We start from the raw sequence: 20,750 nt of genomic DNA on the forward strand, positions 1-20,750 counted from the left end.
GCGGCTAGGACTTGTCGCGACCGGTGGGTTCGTCGCGCTGGTCGCGGTCGTCGACGCGCCGCAGGGTGAGGGTCTCGGTGACGGGAGCCGCGTCCTCGGCGGCGTTGTCGACTGCGGCCTCGCCCGTGTCGCCGGCACCGGGACTCACGCCGTCTCCGGCAGCACTGTGCGGACCGAAGCCGTCCGCGCTGCGACGCCGCACGATCCTGATCGCCCCGGTGGTGACCTTCTCAGTCGCGCCGGTGGCGGCGGTGCGCACCACCCGGCGTGCGCCCTCGGTCTCGATGCGGTCGCGGGTGGACTCGGCCCACCGCTGGACGCGGAGCCTGCGCGACGAGACCGGCGGCTGCTCCGTGAGGCCGGGGCCGTTGACGACCCCGGCGGCGTCGTAGATGGCGCGCAGGTCGGTCTGGATCAGCCGGACGTCTGCCGACAGCTCGAGGGTGCGAGGCGAGCCCCACCCGTCCTCGTGGGTGGCGGTCAGCAGCGCGAGCTGGGCTCCCTGAAGGTACTTGAGCGTCCGCACGGCGGGCTTGCCGGCGCGCTTGGCCGCCTCGCGGCGCACCTCTTGGCGGATGCGGCGGGTGGCGAGCAGGCGGAAGTCGGCGGGGCTCACCAGGTCGTCCGGGACCACGTCGGCGGCGAGCCCCGCAAAGGTGCGACGCTCGCGCAGGTGGGCCCAGCGCAGCACCCACAGGAACAGCAGGAGCACCGGTACGCCCTTGACGATGGAGCTGACGAAGGCGTTGGCGTTCACGATCGGGGTATTGAAGAAGCCGTGCACCGTGACCGCGAGGGCAAGGGTGCCGACCAGGACACCCCAGCGGCGCCACGGCCCGGCGGAAGCGTTGAAGAAGTACCCCACGCCCGCTCCGGCCATGCCGGAGAATGTGGGGTGGTTCCACAGTCCGCCGATGACGCCGCGCAGCAGGAGCATGGCCCACACGGTGGCGGCGGTGCCGTCGGAACTGAGGATCGCGGAGTACATGAAGCTCTCGGAGACCTGGAAGCCCAGGCCCACGACGGCGCCGTAGAACAAGCCGTCGGCGGCGGAGCGCAGGCGGGCTCCGGGGATCAAGGCAAGGGCGACGATGCCGAGCCACTTGAGGGGCTCCTCAACCAAGGGTGCCGCGAACGACGAGACCCAGGCCTCGTCGATCGGCAGGGCAGCGGCGACCACGTCGTGCATGGCGGGTGCGGCGATCGAGGCGAGCCCGGGGGCGGCGAAGGCGCCCCATGCGAGGGCGCCCAGGACAGTGAGTGGAGAGCGCCGGTCGAAGAGCTCCATCCGGTACAGGACGAGCATGAAGGCGAGGCCGTACATGAGCCACACCAGGCCCGAGAGGACTCCCGTCGCGGGCTGAATGCGCATGCCGGCGATGACGAGCGGCATCCAGGTGACGAGTCCGTAGAGGGTGACGGCGGCGCCGGCCCAGAACACGAGCGACCTCACGTCGACGAAGGTGCGGGTGCGCGGCAGGGCTCGCGGGATGGCGGCGATCGCGACCGTGGGGGTGGGGTCGGCGGTGGCGAAGCCGGAAGCCGTGGCGGCGTTCGTGGCGTCATCCCTGGCGACGGTCATGCGGCCGCCTCGGTGAACCGCATCGACCGCACCATGGCGTCGACGCTGGGCTGCAGCGAGGGCCATACCTGGGCCGATGCCGTCGCTGTCAGCGTCGACACCTCCTCGCCGTGCTGGACGGCGCAGGTCATGGCAACGTCGACGACGGTGGCGCCGGTGACACAGAGACCAGAGTCACCCGCGTCGGTGGTGAGCTCGATGGGGTCGGAAGCGACCCACGAGGCTTCGACATCTGCCGTCAGGTCAGCGACGGCGCGCGCGATGACGTCCTCCGGCGTGCCAGTCGCTGCGATGGGCTGGGGAGCGGCGATCGACAGTTCGGCACCGGCGTTGGTGAGCAGGAGGCTCGCATCGGTGTGCGACTCCTCGGTCCAGTCGCCGGACAGTGTCACCGTGACCTGAGAGGAGCCCTCGACGCCGATCGTGAGTGTCGTGTCGGCGGGTACGGCCACCTCGTCCTCGTCCGGCAACGAGGAAGCAATGAGCGGCAGTCCGAACACGAAGAGCGCCGCGACCGCGACGACAAACAGGGCGCCGGGCGCCGAGCTGCGGCCGATGATCCGAATCGACAAGGGCATGCGGGCACCGCTGCCGTGGGGCGCGGGGTCGCTCATGGCTCGGAACGTAGCACGCGCAGGCACGGTTCGATTGCCCCGCGCCGGGCGGCCGCGCTGCCGGTCGCATCCGCCACAGCAGTCGCGCGCCCGTCACGAGCGCGCTGTGCCTTCGCCGTATGCGGCGCGCGCTGCCTGCCCTGCCCCGGGGCAGAGTTCTCCCTCGAACGCTAGGTGGCGGGTTCGAGTTCGTAGTGGGCTTTGCCGCCGATGCGGGGTGTGCGGTCGGGGTCGATGGAGGCCGGTGGGATGAACCACACTTGGGTGCCGCGGATGTCGATGTCCCAGCCGCCGTGGTGGATGCGATGGTGACAGCTCACACACAGGAGGACACCGTTGGACAGGTCGGTTGGTCCGCCGTGTTTCCACCATCGGATGTGGTGGGCTTCGCAGTAGCTGGGTGGGGCGTGACACCAGGAGCAGCCGCCGTCACGCTCGACCAGTGCGAGTTTGATTTCGGTGGAGAACAGTCGGTCTTTGCATCCCACGTCCAGGGGAACACTCTCGCCGCCCATGATCATGGGTAGGACCTCCATGTCGACGGCCATGCGTCGCAGGGTGCCCACCGAGATAGGTGAATCGATACCGTCCACGGATGCGCAGCCCACACCGGTCTCGACGGCGTCGATGTTGGCGCGCAGCACGATGGTGGTGGTCACACCGGTGGGCACTTCCGTGCAGCCCAAACTGTGCCGTGCGGCAGCCGAGAGGGCGTCGGCGTGGATTTGGCCGGGGGTGCGGTCGTCGTCGGTGAAGTCCATCCCGATCTTGCCCTTCTTCTGGGCGTTGTCACGTCGGGTCCGCATCACTTGCTTTACCGCGCCTTTGAGCAGCGTCACAATCGGTGCGGCGGTGGACACGTCCAGGCGGGCATGAATGCCGACTGAGCCGTCGGCTTCGTCCTTGATCTGCACGTACCGGTTCTCGAACGCGACACGGTCACGCTCTTCCACATCCTTGGGTCGATGCCACGCTTCCTCGGCCAGCAGCATGCGACGAATGTCTCGCAGACTCAGGCTGCACGCCTTCGACACGATCTTCTGCTCCACCGCGACGATCTTGTCGGGTGCGACCTGCTCGATACGTTCCAAGGCGCGGGTAATCACCGCGGCGGCCTCCATCGACAGCGCCCCCGACATTACGGCTTCAGCGAGCACAGGGAAATGCGGTGCCGCAGGCGTGGTCGCGCCAGGACCATCCGCACCCGCATCCACACCCGACTCACCGGCCTCCGCGTGGCGTGGCCGTGTCGCATCGGCGACGGCCAAAATCCTCTGCGCTTCAGCCTCGGAGCCACCCAGAGCATCGGCCAACATCTGGCCAGGCGACGCGAACCCGTGTTTGCGGGCCACGCCTTGGAGACCCTCGGCAGGATCCGAACGCCGCGCCAACTCCCCCGCCACCTCGCCCAGCGCCACTTCCGTCATGCGACGCACCTGCACCAGGGCGCTTTGGAGTTCGACCAGCCGGTTCGCGGGCGTCGAACCCAAATCGTCGCCCTCGAACGAGCGCGCGACAGCGACAGTACGGTCGAGCTCGGCAGTCGAGAAGTTCATGACACCAGTCTCCCGCGCACCACCGACATCCCTGCTAGATGCCCGAAATCTGTGGAAAACTTACCCCGCGCCAGGACCTGGGGACGACGCAAATGACGCGGCGCGTTCACTGCTCGCGCCCACCCGAGGTGCCGCCGAGGGCGTCACGGGTAGTAGTGGCCCCAGAACCTCGTATCGGGCAAATCCAGCCAGTCGGGGAAGACGGCGCGGATGCCCGCCGTCATGGAGAGCAGGGCGAGCCCTGACAGTTGCGGCGCATCCACCCACGCGAGGTCCGCTTCGCCCGGCAGGGGCTCACCGAGTTCGCCAACCCAGGACCACTCCTGTCCCCAGGCGAAGGGAACGAAGTTCCGTGTGACGGCACGGTCACGGACCTCAATGAATCGCATCTGCAGATTGACGTTCCAGAACATGCTCTCCAGTCGATGGCCGTCTGCCATCTTGAATGCCGTGGCGGGTGTGATGCCCTGGTATCCGTTGTCTTCCCAGACAAAGGTCCAGTCGTCGACCGTGCCCGTGGCAAACCAGCCTCGGGGATCGAATCTGCGCGAGCCGTGATCGTCTCGTAGCCAGTTGCTGGCTGAATCCTGGTCTGCGAACTCTCGCAGGTCGGATCCCGCGATCGCTGCCGTGACCCGCGCGGGAGAGTTTCGCGTCACCGAGACACACAGGGCGTCCCACGTTGCCACCCAAGACTGCGCGTCGACCGGCATCGGCCCCCACCTACACGAGCGCGAGCGCCCGATCCAGGTCCGCCCGCAGGTCCTCCACCGACTCGAGCCCGATCGACAATCGCACGGTCGTCTCGTAGATGTCCACGGCCGCGCGCTCCTCGACCGACAGTTTGTTGTGCGTGGTGGTCGCGGGGTGTGTGGAGATCGACTTCGCGTCGCCCAGGTTGTTGGAGATCGTGAACAGTTGCAGTCCGTTTTGGAACCGGAAAGCCGCCTCCTGAGCGGCCGCAGAGGCCCGGTCCACACCCTCGCCCACGAACAGGTCCACCGTCACCAGCGTGCCACCGAGCGTCATCTGGCGAACAGCCCGCTCGTGGTGCGGGTGCGAGGGCAGCAGCGGGTAGCGCAGCGACGCAATCTTCGGGTGGTACTCGAGCCACGACGCGAGTTCCAATGCAGACGCCGCCTGCGCCCGCACGCGCACGCCCATGGTCTCCAGACCCTTCAGCAGCACCCAGGCATTGAACGGCGAGATGGTCGCGCCCATGTTGCGGATCATCAGCTTGACCGGGCCGTCGATGTACTCAGCCGCGCCAAGGATCGCCCCACCCAAAACTCGACCCTGTCCATCGATGTGCTTGGTTGCGGAGTAGATCACCGCATCGGCCCCCAACTCGAGGGGCTTCTGGCCCAGCGGCGTCGCGAACACGTTGTCGACCAGCAGCATGGCGCCCGCGGCGTGCGCGGCCTCGGCGATGAACGGAATGTCCAGCACGTCCTGCATGGGGTTGGTGGGCGACTCGATGAACACGGCCTTCGCGGGCGTCGCCAAGGCTTCGGTCCACGCGGAGTTGTCGTTCCCATCCACGTAGTCGATCTGGATGCCCCACTTCGAGAAGAAGTTGGCAAAGGTCTGCAGCGTCGACCCGAACAGCGCCTTCGACGCCACCAGACGGTCTCCCGCCGACAGGATCGACCCGAGAGCCACGAACACCGCGGACATGCCCGTCGAGGTAGCGAAACACCGTTCGGCACCCTCGATGGCCGCGAGCCGCTCCTCGAAAGCCGTCACGGTGGGGTTCGCGTAGCGCGAGTACATGTAGACGTCGACCTTGCCGGCGAACGCGTCGCGGGCCTGCTCCGCGGACTCGTAGGCGTATCCCTGCGTGAGGAACATGCCCTCCGACATCTCGTTGGCCTCGGAGCGGTGAATGCCCGTGTGCAGGGCGAGGGTCTCGGGGCTGAGATTCGGGTTGTCCATGGGTTCAGACTAGCGACGGCCGATGCCGTGGTCGCCTTTCGTATGCACCGATACAAGCGAAAGGGCGGGGACCCCTCACGGGATCCCCGCCCTCAGGCGTCGTGAGCGGTTAGCTCACGCGGCGACGCGCGCCGAGCACCATCGCGCCGGCGAGAGCCAGGGCGAGCGCGCCCCAGGTCAGCGCCGCGGCATCGGCCGGACCCGTTTGGGGCAGCGACGCGGTGCCGTCCGCGGCCACCTGGATGGTGGTCGAGCCGACGATGGTGCCGTCCTCGAGTTGCACCACGATGGTGTGCTGGCCCGCGGGGAGGGACTCGGGGATGGTGATGTCCACCGAGCCGTCGGCGGCGACCGCGAAGGTGCCGACGAAGGTGGGCTCGGAGTACATCCACACCTCGACCGACGTGACGTCGGCCCCCGCGCATTCGCGGTCGATCACGACCGTGATGGAGTCGCCCACCTCGGCAGAGGCAGGAGCCTCGACGCTGCACTCGAGGTTCGCGGGACCATCGGTCTCGGCGAGGTCGTCGCCCGAGGGGGCCTGGCCGCCGTTGCCGCCCACGGCGCCGTCGTCGACGATGCCATCTCCGGACCCGTCACCCGAGCCGTCGCCGGGAACCGCGGGCTCGCTCGGGTCGACAGGGTCAATAGGGTCCACCACCTCGCCCGCGGGCAGCGTGCCCGAGCGCAGCGAGAATCCGTCGGTGTCGGCGTCGTCCACATAGAACGTGGCGACCGCACCATCCACGGCGGTCGAGGACGCCGCGATCGCGAAGCCCTCGTTGGCAACGTTCGCCATGCCGGCAGGACGCTCGTACAGCGCCGTCATCTCCCACGAGCCGTCCACGAGGGCAAAGGTCGCGATGCGGCCGTCGCAGGCCTCGTCGCACACCACCCACAGCTGACCGCGCTCGGCATCCCACTGCACGTCGGCCACCAGCGAGAAGCCGGCCGCCTCGGTCGACAGGGTGTCGAGCAGGGTTGCGGAGCCATCCGCACCCAGCGCGACGATGTACACCGACGCCGTGCCCTCGACGCCCACCGCGAACGCGTCGAGCGACGGGATCCACGTGATGCCCTCGAGGCCGCCGTTGGCGGGCAGCGCGGACAGCGCGGGGATGGAGGACAGGTTCCACTCGTCGGTCGCGACGAGCGCGCCCGTGCCGGAGACCTCGTAGCGCAGCACCGACGGGCGGCTGACCGAACCCGAGGAGTTGTTGCGCTCGGTCGAGACGTAGACCACGCCGGGCTCGCCCTCGCGGACGGTGACGCCCTCGGCGTCGACCACGCCGGCCTCGCCGGCGGGGTAACCCAGAACGCGTCCGGCCTCGTAACCGGGCGCGAGCGACCAGGTGCCCGCGGCATCGGCCGTCAGCTGGTAGAGCAGCCCATCGCCGTTCTGGACGGCCCACAGGGTGTCCGTGGCGGCGTCGTAGTCGATGCCGGACATGTCGCCGGAGAACCAGTCCTCGGCGTCGAGGATCTCGACCTTGGAGCCGCCGGGCCAGGCCTCGGCGCGGACAAAGCCCTCGTAGTCGTTGAGCTCACCGGGGGTGGCCTGTGCGGTGGTCGCCCAGTCGCCACGGCCATCCGGGCAGCGGCCCCAGCTGGGCGAGCCGTGCTCGGCCCACTCGTAGGAGTCGATGAGGGTCTCGCCGTCGGCCTCGAAGAGGCGCACGGCGTCGGAGCCGCCCAGCCCGTAGCCCAGGTCGGTCAGCAGCAGCACGGCGCCGGGGGAGACGATGGTGTCCGCCGGGATCTCGTAGACGTGGTCGTCCTCGGCGTCCTTCACGATGAGCCCAGAGGCGTCCACGTTGGTCGCGCCGATATTGATGATCTCGGCGAAGTCCTCCCCGGACGAGTTCACCTCGTTGAGGCGCAGCGGCGTGGAGCATTCGTTGGGCTCGCCCTTGGTCGAGGCGGTCGCATCCGCCCAGTCGCCGGTGCCGTCGGGGCAGCGGGCCCACGAGACGAGGGCGTGGGAGTCCCAGGAGGCCTTCGCTGCCAGCTCGCCCGAGCCGTCGTAGAGGCGGAACATGTCGCCGTCTCCCAGACCAAACGAGAATCCCTGGGGATAGGTCGAGGACTCGCCGTCGATCACGAGCAGGCCACCGGCGGGAACCACCGAACCGGCAGGAACCACGTCGGTGCGCGAGTCGTCGTTGTCCTTGATCGTCCAGCCTGAGATGTCGATGTCGGCATCGGTGAGGTTCATGACCTCGACCCAGTCGGTGTCGTCGCCGTTGGACTCGACCTCGTTGATGGCGAGGGCGCCGGAGAACTCGGTGGGCTCCTCGACGGGAACCTCGACGTCGCCGGAGCAGTCGTTGGCAGCGCCAGGGGTGGCGGCGCCGGTCATGCGGAAGTCGCCGGTGGCGTCGGCGCAGCGGCCCCACGAGGGGTCGGTGTGCTGGCCTGCCGTCCAGGTGGTGGCGTCGAACGGCGTCGCGGTGTCCGCAATGACACCCTCCACGATCTCGGTGCCGGCCGAGAAGAGGCGCACGGAGTCGCCCTTGCCCAGTCCGTATCCGAACACGTCGCCCGTGAGGACCAGGTAGCCGCCCGCAGCAATCTCGGTGCCCTCGGGGAGGACGTACTCGTGGTCGGCGTCGGCGTCGGACACCACCACTCCGGTGAGGTCCAGCGCGACGTCGGCTGTTGAGGCCAACTCGATCCAGTCCTCGCCACCCAGCTGCGTGTCGGGGGCGCTGGACTGCACCTCGTTGATCACGACCGAGGTCTCGACCGTGGGGACGGGCGCCTCAGCGGGCGAGTTGCTGGCGCCGGGGGTCGCGTCCTGCGTTGACGCGAACTCACCCGTGCCGTCAGGGAGACGGCCCCATGAGGCGCCGAAGGCGTTCGTGTGCTCGTCCGCGGCCCAGGTGGTCGAGTCAAACGGTGTTGCAGAGGCAAAAATTCCGCCCTCGACGACCCCGGTACCCGCGGCGAAGAGTCGCACTGAGTCGCCCTTGCCAAGGCCGAAGCCGAAGCTGTCCAGCAGCAGGTAACCGCCCGCGGCAATCTCGGTGCCCTCGGGCAGGACGTAGGCGTGGTCGGCATCGGCGTCGGACACGATGACGCCCCGGGCGTCGATGGCCTCTGCCGAGAGGTTCTTGAGCTCGATCCAGTCGGTGCCGTCCGAGTTGACCTCGTTGATGACGAGCGCCTCTTCGGGCGCGAGTGGCGCGGCGAGCGCCGGTGTCGCGACCGCGAGCGGCGCGACGGCGAGAGTGGCGGTGACCGCGTACGCGGCCCCCCTCTTCACTGAAGGCATACGTGTTTCCCCTCGTAGGGACGTGAGTGTCTAGGGACGAGGGGAATCTATGGGGGTCAGCGAAACGGAACCTGAACGAAGCCTGACCAACCGGTGACGTTCACCACTTGCTAGGGTCAACGTGAACTCGTGGGGGTGGGTGCATGCGGATCCTCGGCATTGTCGCGGTGATGGGTGGCTTTGTAGCAATGGCCATCACCGGGTGCGCGGGGGCATCGACGACGTCCAGCGGCGCGGTCTCCTCATCCACAAACGCACGGGCGGTGGTGGGAATCCGAGTTCAGGGGTCTGTCACGCTCACCTCACGCGAGGGACGTCGCTGTTGGGACGCGACCTACGACGATGGCGTGAGCACGGTCTCGGCGCCGTTCCTGGCTCCGATCGGGTACGACAAGCGGGACATCGTGATGGCCGACCCCATGAACCCGGGCTCGGATCTGCCCAATCCGGCTCTCATGAATCCGGCGGGGGAGCCCGTAGGGTTCTCTGGCACGAGGTCGATGGTGAGTGCGCGGTATGTGGCGTTCGACGACTCCGCTATCGACGATGCCGCGCTCGCATGCGAGTTCTCGGGAGTGGTCCTCGTCGCCGATGAACCCGAGGGTGTGACGCTCGACCCTGACGGTGTCGAGACGGAAGCCAGGCTGTGTCGCGATACCAGCGGAGCCGGCTCGGGACTCGAGGGTGACCCGGTTCCACGTATCGACCTCGACGCCTGCGAGAGTTCGCCGATCCCTCAACCGGTGGTGAGCGTCGGTTGAGGCCGCTACCCCTGGTGCCAGGGAAGGCCTTCGGCCTTCCAGCCCTGGGCACCGCGGTGGCCGGCGGAGTCGGGGCCACCTTCGAATCCGTCGAGGATGTTGTAGCTGGGGCCGATGCCGGCTTCAGTGGCCGCCATGGCGCCACCGATCGAACGCTGGCCCGAGCGGCACAGGAACACGACCGGGGCATCGGATCCTGGCTCGAGGCCGGCGGCGAGGAGCTGGTCAACGAAAGCCTCGTTGCGGCTCATGGCGGGGTAGGACGCCCACTCGACGAGGATGGGCTCCTTGCCGGTCGCGGAGGTGTCGGGGACGCCCACAAAGCGCCACTCGGCCTCGGTGCGGACATCCACGAGGCGTGCATCCGGGTTGCTCGTGAGGAGTTCCCAAGCCTGGGCCGGGGTGAGGTCGCCTGCGTATCCGCTCATGCGCGCCAGTCTAGGCATCCCGGGTCGCGCGGCGCCTTAGTCGTCGTCGAACCTCCAAGGATTCAGCGCGGGCACGTCACCGTCCCAGGCGATGTAGGTGTCCGTGATCGGCATCTCGCTATCGATCACCACCCCGTATGTCTGCGAGAGCGTCCACGCGTCCTCGGTTGACACCCACCCGTCGCCGGGCAAGAAGTCGCCCCACTCTTCGGTGGAGATACCCACGATCTGGAGCGCGTCGTAGGGCGCCGTGATCGGCTCCTCGGACCAGGGGGACTCAGCGGGAAGAGGCAGCGCGTCGCCGACTCCCAAGCCCGTTGCCTCCTGCAACCCCGTCGAGATGACGACCTCACCCGCCCGGGGCGAGGTGCCCTCAAGCAGTACGGCAGGGGGGATGCTGTCGACTCCATCAATCCGAGCGAGGCCGTCGTCCGTCGCGACGGACGCCGACACGACGACCACGGCGTTGGGGTCGACCTGTCGCACATCGGCCACGAGGTTCTCGTAAGTGTCGCGGAACACCACGGGGGTGTCGCCGTCGCTGACATCGTCGGGCGTCGCCGCGACCGGAACCCACGCCCACCTTTCGGGTGGACCGTCGTCGTCCGGCGTTGCCGCCACGATCCCCGCGACGATCGCGCCCACGACCGCTATGCCGCCGACGGCGAGCGCGCCAGCGGTGAGGTGCTGCGTAGTGATCATCAAGCCCCCTGTGGTGATGGGGGGGAGCCTAGCGCGACGGGGTAGCGCTCGATGGTGCCACCTGGCGCGATAGTCCACCCGACACACCCGCGGCCCCGGCCGCAACAGCAAGGGCGCATACGGCGACCAGCAGTGCACCAGGGAACGTGAGGAGGGTGGCTGCGCTCCACGCTCCGAGAGAGGCCCCCTGAGGTGCGCTGACAACGGCGACAAAGGCCCATCCGCTGAGGGGGCCGAGTGTGGCGCCGATGGCAAGAGGTAGGCCGAACTCGAGACTCGCGCTCGTGCGATGGGCGCTCGGTGACAATCCGAGCGCGGTGTGAACCGCTGATTCGTCGCCTGCCGCAATGCGTGTCGATGCGACGACTGCGCAGGCGATCACCGCCGCAATGATCAGGAACACGACAATGACGCCGAGCGCGCCCCACGAGGGCCACCCGCGCCCGTCGTTGGCCGTGAACATGTCACCGAAAGAGGACGTGGATGCACCTGGCGTGGCACCCGCCGACGCCAAGGCGTGCACGCCGTGGCCCAGCACGCCCGCAAGAGCCGCGCAGGCCAGCGCGTAGATGAGAGTGGCAGTCGCATATTGGCGTGACCGAGCCAGCAGGTCATGCGCCGCGGTGAGGGGGCCGGGGTGGGTTCTCCGCGCCCATCGGCGCGCAATCGCCGTCAACGTACTGTCGGCGAGCGTCGCGAGCAGAGCCATGCCAAAGACCCCAAACGCCACGACCCCTGCACCGGCGATCCATGGACCGAGATAACCGCCCCACGCGCTACCTACGGCCACGAGAATGACCGCGCCGGCAACCGCAAGCGCGAGTGGACCACCGCCTACGTGGTGCGCGCGGAGTGCGCCGCGCTCTCTGGCCGGAGGAGTCGTCGCTAGCGGAGTGGCTGTGGCCAGCGCGCCCGGCTTTAGCGCAGCGATTGGCGCGGTACGGGACGCCCACACGGCTGGGCCGATCGCCGTCAAGCTCGCGACGAGTACCGTCATGGCGACCACTATTGCCGCCGCGATTGGCAGTACAGCCGGGGTGAGAGGTAGTACGGCATCAGGTTGCGCGTGGCGCTGCCAGGCGAGGACTGCGGCATTGACGAGCCAGCCGACACAGAGGCCTGCGGCTGCGGAAACTATTCCCATGAACACGGCCTCCAGTGCCGCGACATTGCGGAGCGTTCGGGACGTGGCGCCGAGTACGCGCGCCGTCGCGATCCACCGTGCGCGAGATGGAGCTTGCACTCGGCCCATGGCGACGCTTGCCATGACTGTGCCAACGCTCGCAAAGAGCGCTGCGATCCAGAGTGTCCCGGTCCAACCCTCAAGCGGGATCCGGAAGCCGTCGCGAGGGTCGAAGGGGACGAGTGGTGCGTCGTCACGCGACGCAAGTTCTTCCATGCCGGGGGCGCCGTCCTTCCAAGACACCTCGGCATGTAGCGCTTTGGTGGTTCCGCCGTCCTGTGCGGGCTGTGCGGCGGACGCCTCGGACAGAACGATGCCGTCCTCCCACGAGAGATAGGCGTCGACACTCGCGGTACGGAAAGGTTGAGTCGAAGATGCGATTGCGAGGCCGGAGACTTCGAGCGTCAGAGGCGCGGCGCTCTTGGCATCAGTGCCGATCGCACTCGTCGCCACGACCGTGTCGCCGATGTGCAGGCCCAAGTCCGCGGCAACGTCACCTGCAATGGCAATCTCACCCTCGTTCGGGGAGCGGCCCTCAATGATGGCGCTGCTCGCATCCACATATGAGGCGATGGCGTCTCCCATGTATGGCAGGTCGTCGCGGGCGCCGCCGCCCACACGCTCCCACTCTAGGTAGTGCGTTTGTGTTGCATGCGCTGGGAATCCGGCCTCCAGCGCCTCGTCGATCGCGGCCGCGATGTCGCCTGGCGATGCGACCGTTGCGTCGGTGACGTCCTGGTCCGCGGGTGGGCCATCGGACCACTCGGTGACGAGTGCCGCACGGTCCATACCCTCCGGCGCACCGTATGACGGGTTCGCGTCGAGGACGGCCTGAGAGCTCGCGGCAATCAAGGCCGTCGCGGCGAGCGAAGCTCCCACGGCGAGCAGCCCCGCGGTCCATGTAAGAAGGCGGCTTTGGCCACGCACCTGCTCCCGCAGCAGCACCCCGATCATCGGACACCCTCCCTGTCAGCAGCGCGTAGTTCATCGACTGGGGTGCCCGAGGCCATCCCACGGCCCAGGAGCCACGCCACGACGGCCGATGCCGACATCACCACTACCGCACCCGCGAGCACGATCACCCACGGCACCGCCGCGAGGTCGCGGCCCATATGCCAGGCGATCTCGCTGAGGTCGAACGGGGCGCCAGGCGTGAGGAGGAATGGGTTGCCCAGCGTCACGGCGGTCGCGGCACCCACCACCGTTCCCGCGAGGACGGCCGCACCGGAGACGACCACCGCCTCCCACACGGGGGCGGCCCGCAGCGACCGCGGCGACGCGCCGAGCGCCGCAAACGTCGCGAGTTCACGGCGGCGCGAGCGGGTCGATGCCGACGCCACCCCAGCCGACAAGACGACGGCGACTACGGCGCCGAACACACCGATGATCATCGCCAGCGCGTCGTTGGTGTACGAGATCCAGCCCGTCGTCGCATCGGCCGTCAAAACAAACCCCGAGCCCTCCGGAACCGCCTCCTCAACGGCCGCGATCACGGACGAGCGCGGCATCCCGAACTGCTCGTCTGGCTCGCCCGCGCCGAACACCAGCAACGCCGAGACGGGTGCGTCGCCCCAGATGTCGCGTGCCCAAGCGCCATCGACGGTGGGCATGGGGGCATGGGACCACACGGAGTAGATGGGCGTGCCGCCCACCCACGTGTCGATCTCCCCGACACCTTCGGTACAGCAGTTGATGCTGGCCCATTCGAAGTCGCGCAGATACTCGCTGTCGCGGCCCGTGAGGCGCACGCCGGCCGCCAAGCCCAACGTGCGATACGCGTCCGGTGCCACGGCATCGGCGTCCTTGCGCTCGACGGCGAGCGAGAGCTCTTGGAAGTCGAGCTCCTCGGACGTGACGCCATCATCGAAGTACACGAGGCCCGGCTCCTCGATGAGCATGCGCGCGGGGATGACCCGCAGGTCCGGGTTCGTCGTTAGCGCGTCGATCACGGCCTGGTCGAGCCCGAACTGGGTGAGCCCGCTCGGCACTCCGGACCCGGACCAAGGATCCACTGAGGTCACGATCGCGTCGGCGTCGAGCGCGAGTCCCGCGTTGAGCTCCGCCTCTTCGGCGCCGCTCGCGGCAATGGCCCACACCCACAGCGTCATGATCACGCCCGTGACCGCGAGCGAGCGTCGCCGCGTCTCGGTCGGACGGGCGAGCCCGTCCGCCGCGAACGCGCGTCCCCCCGTCGCGTCCCCGCGGCCCAGGATGGCCGATGCGACCCTCACCAGTCGCTGCGCGGCCCACCCGAGCAGGTGGTAGGCGACCCAGACGGCCGCGACCACTGCGACCATGAGGCCGATGTTCTTGGTCACCATGAGCCACCCGGCCGGCGACAGGTGCTCCATCGCCCAGGCGTCGAGCGGCACGGCGCGGTTGAGGACCACGACACCCATCCCCAGCACGAATGCGACCACGGGCACCGCCCGCGCCGCCCGGTGCCACCGCTTCACCGGCTCCACGGGGGAGTGCGGCACCTCGGTGCCTGCGGCGCTCGCGGCCGCCATGGCATCGGGCGTGCCCCGCGTCACGGCGGCGAACGCGATCGCGTGGACCACGGCGCCCACGGCTGTGAAGCCCGCGGCGACGGCCACGCTCCACGCGATGGCGCCCCATTGCAACGAGGGGTCGTCGGGGAAGTTGCGTGAGGACATCAGGGCGCCCGTGTCGGTGACCTGGGCGATCACCATTCCGACGGGTACGCCGACCGCGGAAGCGATGAGCCCCGCGCGAGTCCCAGCACGCGCCGCCGCCCGCACGATGTCGCCGCGTTGCTCGCCCAGCGCCATCCGCGTCATGATCGCGTCGCGCTCTCCCACGAGTCCCAGGCGCAGGAACGCGGTCGCGAGAACGCCGGTGATGACGAGGCCGGGGATGCCGTAGAACAGCAGCGCCATGAGCCACACGAGCCACTCCAGGCCGCCGCTGCTCCACTGGCCAAACGATGTCCACACGGGCCCGCCGATCGCGGACCCCACCCCAGCCCCGAGGGCCAGGACGATGCCAGCCGCCCACCGCATCGGCCCGCCGGTCACGTCAGCCCCGCCTTGTGCGCCTCGCGCAACTGTGCGGACGGAGTAAGTCGGTGGAGCCGGACCCTCACCAACGCCGCCCCTGCGGCCGCGAGGGCGGTGGCGCCGAGCACGAGCCCGATGAGGGCGCCCCACGGCATGACTGACGCGGTGAACGCGGCGCCGGCGATGCCTGCCGTGCCCGCATTGTTGATGACCTCGATGACGAGGCCGACCACCGCACCACCGAGCACTCCGAACATCGAGGCGAAGAAGGTGGGAAGCGCCGCCTCCCACACGGCCGCGCCGCGAAGCGACCCGGCCCGGGCCCCGAGGGCAAGGAGTGTCGCGTCGTCTCGGGCGCGGAGCCGCTGTGATGCCCAAGCCATCCCCACGATGATGGCGACGGCGATGAGGAGGAACGGTGCTGCGATCGTCGCGACAAGGCCGCCGTCGACGCCTCCTTCAAGGTGAGGGGAGCCGCCAAAATCAATCGTGTGGAGACCAGCGAGGTCGTGTGCCTCCATCGCGTCCGCCACGCTGACACCTCCGGCCGGGAAGAGCAGGACCGCGGCGGTGGGAGAGGTGCCCCACACCGACTCTGCCCATCCTCGTTCGATGCCTGTCCACGGTGGTGCGTTGTTGGCCGCAGTCGTGTCGCGGCGCACGTCGCCCACCTCGACGAAGGCACTGCCGTCGCCAAACCCGCCTGTGCTGCCCGGATCTCCCCATGTCCACTCGGTACCGGCCCTCAAGCCCAGAGCTGATGTGGCGTGGGGCACGAAGGTGTCGATGGCCGCGCCGTGCACGGCCAGGAGCACGTCGCGCGCCGCGTATTCGCCATCCACGTTCGGATCGTCGACGGTCCGGACGTCCGTCACGAGAACGCCGGCCTGGATCACCGTGAGCGCGGGGTCGGAGTGGAGGTCGTCGAGAACGTCTCCCGGCAGTCCGGGCGCCCAGCCGCCGGTAGCCGCCGCCGTGTCCTCGTCAACGGCGGAGTCAAGAAGGTCGACCGTGGAGACCGATGCGTGGGCGTCCAGCTTGCCGCTGAGGTCGTTGCGCGCCTCGTTGCCTGCATACCCCACGGTCAGCGCGCCGGTGAGTCCCATCACCATGATGATGGCGACAAACGTGCCGAACCTCAGGGGCAGCGGGCGGGCGAGCGACTCGCCCGCGAGTGCCCTCGCAGTGCCGGGTACGGCCTGGCCCCCCAGGTGGTGCAGCGACCACAAGGACGCTCCGCGAGCAAGCCGGGCTCCCACATATCCCAATGCTGCGGGGATGACGCCGAGGACCACGGAGCCGAGGACCGCGCCGGCCCCAAAGCTGAGGACCCATCGCCAGGCCGGGTCGTCGTTCGCGGTATTCGGGCTCGGCAACACGAAGCTGATCACGCCAGCACCGATCGCGAGCGCCGCCACAGCCGCCCACACCCACCGCCGCCGCCGTGACCGGCGCGCCGCCTCGGGCGCCACCGGCGTCCGCTGCGGAACTCCAGGCCCGGTCATGACGGATGCGCCCGAGGCGACATCGGCCACCGAGCCGCGTGTGGACCACGCTGCGACGGCGCTGTAGGCGGCCGCGAGGCAGGCGACGGCGACGGCGAGCGTCACGAGCCAGGTGGAGACGGCATCGGCCATCCAGAATCCCTCGCCTACGCCCTCGCGCAGCTGGCGCGCCGCGGCGCCCACCAGCGTGCCGATGCCCCAACCCACACAGGCGTCGCGCATGCCGGTGATGGCGTGCGAGCGGATGAGTGCGCGCCGTGTGCCGCCGAGGGCGAGCGAGGCGGCCAACTCTGCGCGCCGGGTCGCGACCCACAACGCCCGGAAAACGGCCGCGGTACCGCCGACAACCGCGAAGAGGATCGGGATGTAGAAGAGCATCCCTAGCGGAGTCCAGATGCCCCCTAACAGGAAGGGGTCACCCGAGTTCGCGATCACCGAGTACAACGGCAAGGCCGCGTATGCCGACAGTGCGCTGAACAGGGCAATCACGCCACTGGGCACCCACCTCATCGCTCCACCCCCGCCAAAGCATCCAGCCCGGCCAACACGGACTCGGGTGTGGGATCCGTGATGTGTCCCTCGACCCGCCCGTTGGCGAACAGCAGTACCTTGCCCGCATAGGACGCCGCGGCGGGGTCGTGGGTGACCATCACGACCGACTGCCCCAACTCGCGGCACGAGGTGCGCAGGTGCGACAGGATCTGCGCGCTCGCGTGGGTATCCAGGTTGCCGGTGGGCTCGTCGGCGAGCACCACGCGCGGCCGGGTGATCAGCGCGCGGGCGATGGCGACCCGCTGCTGCTGACCACCCGACATCTCATAGGGCTTGCGAACGAGTTCCCGTTCGATGCCCAACATCTCCACGAGTGTCGCGAGCCACTCCTCGTCCTGCGGCAGCCGGTTGAGCCGCAGCGGCAGGACGATGTTGTCGCGCCCGCTCATGGTCTGGATGAGGTTGAAGCCCTGGAAGACGAAGCCGACCACGCGGCCGCGCACCTGGGCGAGCCGCTTGTCCGACAGCCCCGTGAGTTCGTCGTCACCCACGTACACCTGGCCGGAGTCCGGCCGGTCGAGCCCGGCGAGCAGGTGCACCAGCGTGGTTTTGCCAGACCCGCTCGGCCCCATCACTGCGGTGAGTACGCCGCCCGGGATGTCCAGGTCGACGTGGTCGACGGCCGTCACCCCCGTAGGGCCGGAGCCATACGTCTTCGTGAGCCCGCGTGCCGTCAGTGCGACGGGCGTCGTTGCTTCCCCCATGGCCGTCACGCTACGCGGACCCGCGCCCGCCGCGCGTCAGCCCACGGCATGGAATCGCGTCATACCCAGGTATGACGCTACGAGCCCGCGCGCACGACGCCGGCCTCGTAGGCCATCACCACGGCCTGCACCCTGTCGCGCGCGCCCAGCTTCGCGAGCACCCGGCCCACATGCGTCTTCACGGTGGGCTCGGCGAGGAACAGCTCCGCGCAGATCTCCGCGTTCGACCGTCCGCGTGCCATCAGCACCAGCACCTCCCGCTCGCGTTCGGTGAGGCTGTCGACGGCCGATGCGTCACTCGCCTGAGCGGGGCCCGGCACCTGGGCGGCGACGGTCGCGAGCAGCCGCTTGGTCGACGACGGTGCGATCACGGCGTCGCCGGCGTGGACCGTGCGGATGGCCGCGAGGAGGTCCTCGGGCGGCGCGTCCTTGAGCAGGAACCCACTCGCGCCGGCCTTGATGGCGGCCACGACGTACTCGTCGAGGTCGAAGGTGGTGAGCATCACGACCCGGGTGCCCACGGCATCGGCCACCCGTGAGCAGGCCTCGATGCCGTCCATGCCGGGCATCCGCACGTCCGTGAGGACCACGTCGGCCGGGGGGTCGAGGGTGTCAAGCGTCTCGACTGCCGCGGCGCCGTCACCTGCCTCGGCCACCACCTCCATGTCGTCCTGAGAGTCGACCACCATGCGGAAGCCCGCACGGATGAGCTGCTGGTCGTCGACCAGGGCGACGCGGATGGTCACGCCAGCGCGCCCTCTTCCGGGTGCGGCTTACCAGGGGTGACGGGCGGCAGCGCCGACCAGGGGAACGTGATCCACAGGTCGGTGTGCTTCCACACGTAGTCGGGCTCGATGACCGATCGCGGCTTGGAGTACAGCACCACGGTACGCACCTCGGCGGCGTGGGCCTCCATCAGCTTTTTCACCAGCGCGAGGGTGTGGCCGGTGTCCGCGACGTCGTCCGCGACCAGCACCTTGAGGCCGGCCATGGCGTCGGTGTCGAGCAGGGGAGGCAGCACCACGGGCTCGGGCAGGCGCTCGTCGATGCCCGTGTAGAACTCGACGTTCAGCGTGCCGACGCCCTTAGTGCCCAGCGCGTACGAGATCGCGCCACCTACGGGCAGCCCGCCGCGCGCGACCGCGACCACCACATCGGGCTCGTAGCCGTCGTCCACGACCATCTGCGCGAGCTCGCGCGACGCGTCGCCGTATCCCTGCCAGGTGAGCACTTCGCGCTCAGGAGTCTCCGTCATGGCGCAAGTATGGCCGATGCGGGGGTCGTCGTGAGCGGCAGCCTCGCCTTCACGACGAACCCGCCGCCCGCGCGGGGCCCGGCGGCGAGCGTCCCGCCGAAAACCGTGGCGCGCTCGCGCATCCCGGTGAGGCCCTGGCCGTCGCCATCGTCCCGCGCGCCGGCGCCGCGGCCGTCGTCCGAAACGGTGAGCGCCACGGCATCGGCCTCCCAGGTGAGTTGGACGAAGGCCTTCGCTGCGGGCCCCGCGTGCTTCAGCACATTGGTGAGGCCCTCCTGAGTGATCCGGTAGAGCGCGAGCCCTGCGCCGATCGGCAGGGTCCGCGGCGCGCCGGTGGTGACATACGAGCAGTCCAGTCCGCCATCGCGGGTCGAGGCGACGAGAGCGGGGATGTCCCCGATGCTCGGCTGCGGCCCCAGCGCGGCGTCCTCGTCGCCGATGCGCAGTAGCCCCAGCAGCGCGCGCATCTCCGTGAGCGCGGCGCGCGAGACGTCGGCGATGGTCTCGAGGGTGTGGGCAGCCTGGGTCGGATCGGCCTTCGCGGCGAAGCGGCCGCCGTCGGCCTGGGCCACGACGACGGACAGGGTGTGGGCGACGACGTCGTGCATCTCACGGGCGATGCGGGCGCGCTCGTCGGCCGCGGCAAGGGCCCGTTCGGCCTCGGTGTCGCGCGTCAGTTGGCGCTCGAGGCGGTAGGCGTGGCGGCGGGTGGCCTGCAGGCGGACGGCGAGTAGGGCGACGCCGAGCAGCGCTGCCGCGAGGAGCGCGCTCAGAATCCACACCATGGGGGAACAGTAATGGCCGTGCCGCGCGTTAGGACAGGAGAACACCAGTAGACGAGGCGCACGCATGTTTCACCCGCAGGAACCCCAGTGGCTCCCCCGCGACCTCGGCTCCGCGCTCGCGGACGATGGACGTCTCGCCGCTCCCGCCGCGACCGTGCTGGATTGTGGCCCCGCCGGCGAGCCCGGCTTCACGCACGCGCTCTACGTCGACCCCGCCACGGTGCCCGCGGGCTACTGCCGCGCCCTCGAGGCCGAGCCCCGCATCGAGCAGGCCGTGTGGCCCGGCGGCGACCGGGTCTACGTCCGCGCCGCGATGATGCTGGGCGAAGAGGTCTTCGCCACCGCGCACGCCGTCGCGGAGGCGCTTAAGAATCCGGACGAACGTGACGAGAGGTCAGATATGGGCAACGCTCGCGACGACGGCTTTGACGCGCTCGCACGGGTCGCCAAGGACCTCGACGGCGAGCCGTCCTTCGCTCCCGACGTGACGCCGGCCGATGCGCCTCTGCCCGGCCGCGGCTCCGGCACCTGGCCGCCCGCGTTCGTCGACGACGCGGGCATCCTCGACTGCGGCACCTCGCGCGCGGACGGCTATACCCATGTGCTGTGGATGGACCCGTCGGTGGTGCCCGAAGCAATCGCCGATCAGGTCGCGGCGCTCGACGATGTCGTCAAGGTGGGCTGGGAGAGCGCCGAGCTGCTCCACGTGGACGCGCCCGGCGTGAGCCACGACGACCTGCTCGAGCAGGCCCGCAGGCTCGCCCGCGCCTGAGTCTCTCCGGCGCACACCCAACCCACCTCGCCCGCACCCCGGCCCCAGCGTGCCCTGCCCACCGCGCCCCGCCCTGTCACGAAGTGACGGTGATGGCGACACGGTGCGGCGTGTTGCAGGCG

17 protein-coding genes are annotated in these 20,750 nt (G+C 69.4%); 2 read left to right on the forward strand and 15 right to left on the reverse strand.

Annotated features, from left to right (window positions below):
• Positions 1-4 precede the first annotated feature (4 nt).
• From B7K20_RS10030 to B7K20_RS10060, 6 genes are all read right to left on the reverse strand, one after another.
• On the reverse strand, positions 5-1,582 hold the full coding sequence (locus B7K20_RS10030) for a PrsW family intramembrane metalloprotease (protein WP_159449389.1): 1,578 nt from the start codon (positions 1,580-1,582) through the stop codon (positions 5-7).
• Positions 1,579-2,196 carry a hypothetical protein gene (locus B7K20_RS12950; RefSeq protein WP_144018632.1) on the reverse strand — a complete coding sequence of 206 codons (618 nt, stop codon included), beginning with the start codon at positions 2,194-2,196 and terminating at the stop codon, positions 1,579-1,581. The genes B7K20_RS10030 and B7K20_RS12950 overlap by 4 nt, the downstream gene beginning before the upstream one ends.
• A 170-nt stretch (positions 2,197-2,366) precedes the next feature.
• Positions 2,367-3,623, reverse strand: coding sequence for an HNH endonuclease signature motif containing protein (locus B7K20_RS10045; protein ID WP_159449390.1), 1,257 nt, complete (start codon positions 3,621-3,623; stop codon positions 2,367-2,369).
• A gap of 272 nt (positions 3,624-3,895) precedes the next feature.
• Positions 3,896-4,465 (reverse strand): DUF6461 domain-containing protein, encoded by a 570-nt coding sequence (locus B7K20_RS10050; RefSeq protein ID WP_084102395.1) that lies wholly within the window; start codon positions 4,463-4,465, stop codon positions 3,896-3,898.
• Between the two features lie 10 nt (positions 4,466-4,475).
• Complete coding sequence (gene metZ / locus B7K20_RS10055; RefSeq protein ID WP_084102396.1) at positions 4,476-5,687, reverse strand: O-succinylhomoserine sulfhydrylase; 1,212 nt, start codon at positions 5,685-5,687, stop codon at positions 4,476-4,478.
• A 109-nt stretch (positions 5,688-5,796) separates the two neighbouring features.
• The gene (locus B7K20_RS10060) at positions 5,797-8,961 is read right to left on the reverse strand and encodes a lamin tail domain-containing protein (protein ID WP_084102397.1); all 3,165 of its coding nucleotides are present in this window, start codon (positions 8,959-8,961) and stop codon (positions 5,797-5,799) included.
• Between the two features lie 347 nt (positions 8,962-9,308).
• Here B7K20_RS10060 and B7K20_RS10065 point away from each other — a divergent pair, with 347 nt between their 5' ends.
• Positions 9,309-9,722 (forward strand): hypothetical protein, encoded by a 414-nt coding sequence (locus B7K20_RS10065; RefSeq protein ID WP_144018633.1) that lies wholly within the window; start codon positions 9,309-9,311, stop codon positions 9,720-9,722.
• Between the two features lie 5 nt (positions 9,723-9,727).
• Here B7K20_RS10065 and B7K20_RS10070 read toward each other — a convergent pair whose 3' ends face one another.
• From B7K20_RS10070 to B7K20_RS10110, 9 genes are all read right to left on the reverse strand, one after another.
• On the reverse strand, positions 9,728-10,150 hold the full coding sequence (locus B7K20_RS10070) for a rhodanese-like domain-containing protein (RefSeq protein WP_084102399.1): 423 nt from the start codon (positions 10,148-10,150) through the stop codon (positions 9,728-9,730).
• A 36-nt stretch (positions 10,151-10,186) separates the two neighbouring features.
• A complete protein-coding gene (locus B7K20_RS10075) occupies positions 10,187-10,852 on the reverse strand; it encodes a hypothetical protein (protein WP_084102400.1) in 666 nt (221 codons plus the stop codon).
• Positions 10,853-10,880: 28 nt separating this feature from the next.
• Complete coding sequence (locus B7K20_RS10080; RefSeq protein ID WP_084102401.1) at positions 10,881-12,989, reverse strand: ABC transporter permease; 2,109 nt, start codon at positions 12,987-12,989, stop codon at positions 10,881-10,883.
• Complete coding sequence (locus B7K20_RS10085; protein ID WP_084102402.1) at positions 12,986-15,073, reverse strand: FtsX-like permease family protein; 2,088 nt, start codon at positions 15,071-15,073, stop codon at positions 12,986-12,988. The genes B7K20_RS10080 and B7K20_RS10085 overlap by 4 nt, the downstream gene beginning before the upstream one ends.
• Positions 15,070-17,070, reverse strand: coding sequence for an FtsX-like permease family protein (locus B7K20_RS10090; protein ID WP_084102403.1), 2,001 nt, complete (start codon positions 17,068-17,070; stop codon positions 15,070-15,072). The genes B7K20_RS10085 and B7K20_RS10090 overlap by 4 nt, the downstream gene beginning before the upstream one ends.
• Positions 17,067-17,816 carry an ABC transporter ATP-binding protein gene (locus tag B7K20_RS10095; RefSeq protein WP_084102404.1) on the reverse strand — a complete coding sequence of 250 codons (750 nt, stop codon included), beginning with the start codon at positions 17,814-17,816 and terminating at the stop codon, positions 17,067-17,069. The genes B7K20_RS10090 and B7K20_RS10095 overlap by 4 nt, the downstream gene beginning before the upstream one ends.
• A 77-nt stretch (positions 17,817-17,893) precedes the next feature.
• On the reverse strand, positions 17,894-18,562 hold the full coding sequence (locus B7K20_RS10100; protein WP_255372766.1) for a response regulator transcription factor: 669 nt from the start codon (positions 18,560-18,562) through the stop codon (positions 17,894-17,896).
• Positions 18,559-19,071 (reverse strand): phosphoribosyltransferase, encoded by a 513-nt coding sequence (locus tag B7K20_RS10105; protein WP_084102405.1) that lies wholly within the window; start codon positions 19,069-19,071, stop codon positions 18,559-18,561. The genes B7K20_RS10100 and B7K20_RS10105 overlap by 4 nt, the downstream gene beginning before the upstream one ends.
• Positions 19,068-19,856: a sensor histidine kinase gene (locus B7K20_RS10110; protein ID WP_234985799.1), complete on the reverse strand. Its 789-nt coding sequence runs from the start codon at positions 19,854-19,856 to the stop codon at positions 19,068-19,070. Before B7K20_RS10110 ends, B7K20_RS10105 begins: the two co-directional genes overlap by 4 nt.
• A gap of 64 nt (positions 19,857-19,920) precedes the next feature.
• Between B7K20_RS10110 and B7K20_RS10115 the strand changes: the two genes are divergently transcribed.
• Positions 19,921-20,628, forward strand: coding sequence for a hypothetical protein (locus B7K20_RS10115; RefSeq protein ID WP_084102407.1), 708 nt, complete (start codon positions 19,921-19,923; stop codon positions 20,626-20,628).
• Positions 20,629-20,750 lie beyond the last annotated feature (122 nt).

This window comes from Demequina sp. NBRC 110051 (genome assembly GCF_002090055.1).
Taxonomy (GTDB): domain Bacteria; phylum Actinomycetota; class Actinomycetes; order Actinomycetales; family Demequinaceae; genus Demequina.

Excerpts from the sequence above, each read along its gene's own strand:
- B7K20_RS10030 (WP_159449389.1), bottom strand. The coding sequence starts at position 1,582 with ATGACCGTCGCCAGGGATGACGCCACGAACGCCGCCACGGCTTCCGGC.
- B7K20_RS12950 (WP_144018632.1), bottom strand. The coding sequence starts at position 2,196 with ATGAGCGACCCCGCGCCCCACGGCAGCGGTGCCCGCATGCCCTTGTCG.
- B7K20_RS10045 (WP_159449390.1), bottom strand. The coding sequence starts at position 3,623 with ATGACGGAAGTGGCGCTGGGCGAGGTGGCGGGGGAGTTGGCGCGGCGT.
- B7K20_RS10050 (WP_084102395.1), bottom strand. The coding sequence starts at position 4,465 with ATGCCGGTCGACGCGCAGTCTTGGGTGGCAACGTGGGACGCCCTGTGT.
- metZ (WP_084102396.1), bottom strand. The coding sequence starts at position 5,687 with ATGGACAACCCGAATCTCAGCCCCGAGACCCTCGCCCTGCACACGGGC.
- B7K20_RS10060 (WP_084102397.1), bottom strand. The coding sequence starts at position 8,961 with ATGCCTTCAGTGAAGAGGGGGGCCGCGTACGCGGTCACCGCCACTCTC.
- B7K20_RS10070 (WP_084102399.1), bottom strand. The coding sequence starts at position 10,150 with ATGAGCGGATACGCAGGCGACCTCACCCCGGCCCAGGCTTGGGAACTC.
- B7K20_RS10075 (WP_084102400.1), bottom strand. The coding sequence starts at position 10,852 with ATGATCACTACGCAGCACCTCACCGCTGGCGCGCTCGCCGTCGGCGGC.
- B7K20_RS10080 (WP_084102401.1), bottom strand. The coding sequence starts at position 12,989 with ATGATCGGGGTGCTGCTGCGGGAGCAGGTGCGTGGCCAAAGCCGCCTT.
- B7K20_RS10090 (WP_084102403.1), bottom strand. The coding sequence starts at position 17,070 with ATGAGGTGGGTGCCCAGTGGCGTGATTGCCCTGTTCAGCGCACTGTCG.
- B7K20_RS10095 (WP_084102404.1), bottom strand. The coding sequence starts at position 17,816 with ATGGGGGAAGCAACGACGCCCGTCGCACTGACGGCACGCGGGCTCACG.
- B7K20_RS10105 (WP_084102405.1), bottom strand. The coding sequence starts at position 19,071 with ATGACGGAGACTCCTGAGCGCGAAGTGCTCACCTGGCAGGGATACGGC.
- B7K20_RS10110 (WP_234985799.1), bottom strand. The coding sequence starts at position 19,856 with ATGGTGTGGATTCTGAGCGCGCTCCTCGCGGCAGCGCTGCTCGGCGTC.
- B7K20_RS10115 (WP_084102407.1), top strand. The coding sequence starts at position 19,921 with ATGTTTCACCCGCAGGAACCCCAGTGGCTCCCCCGCGACCTCGGCTCC.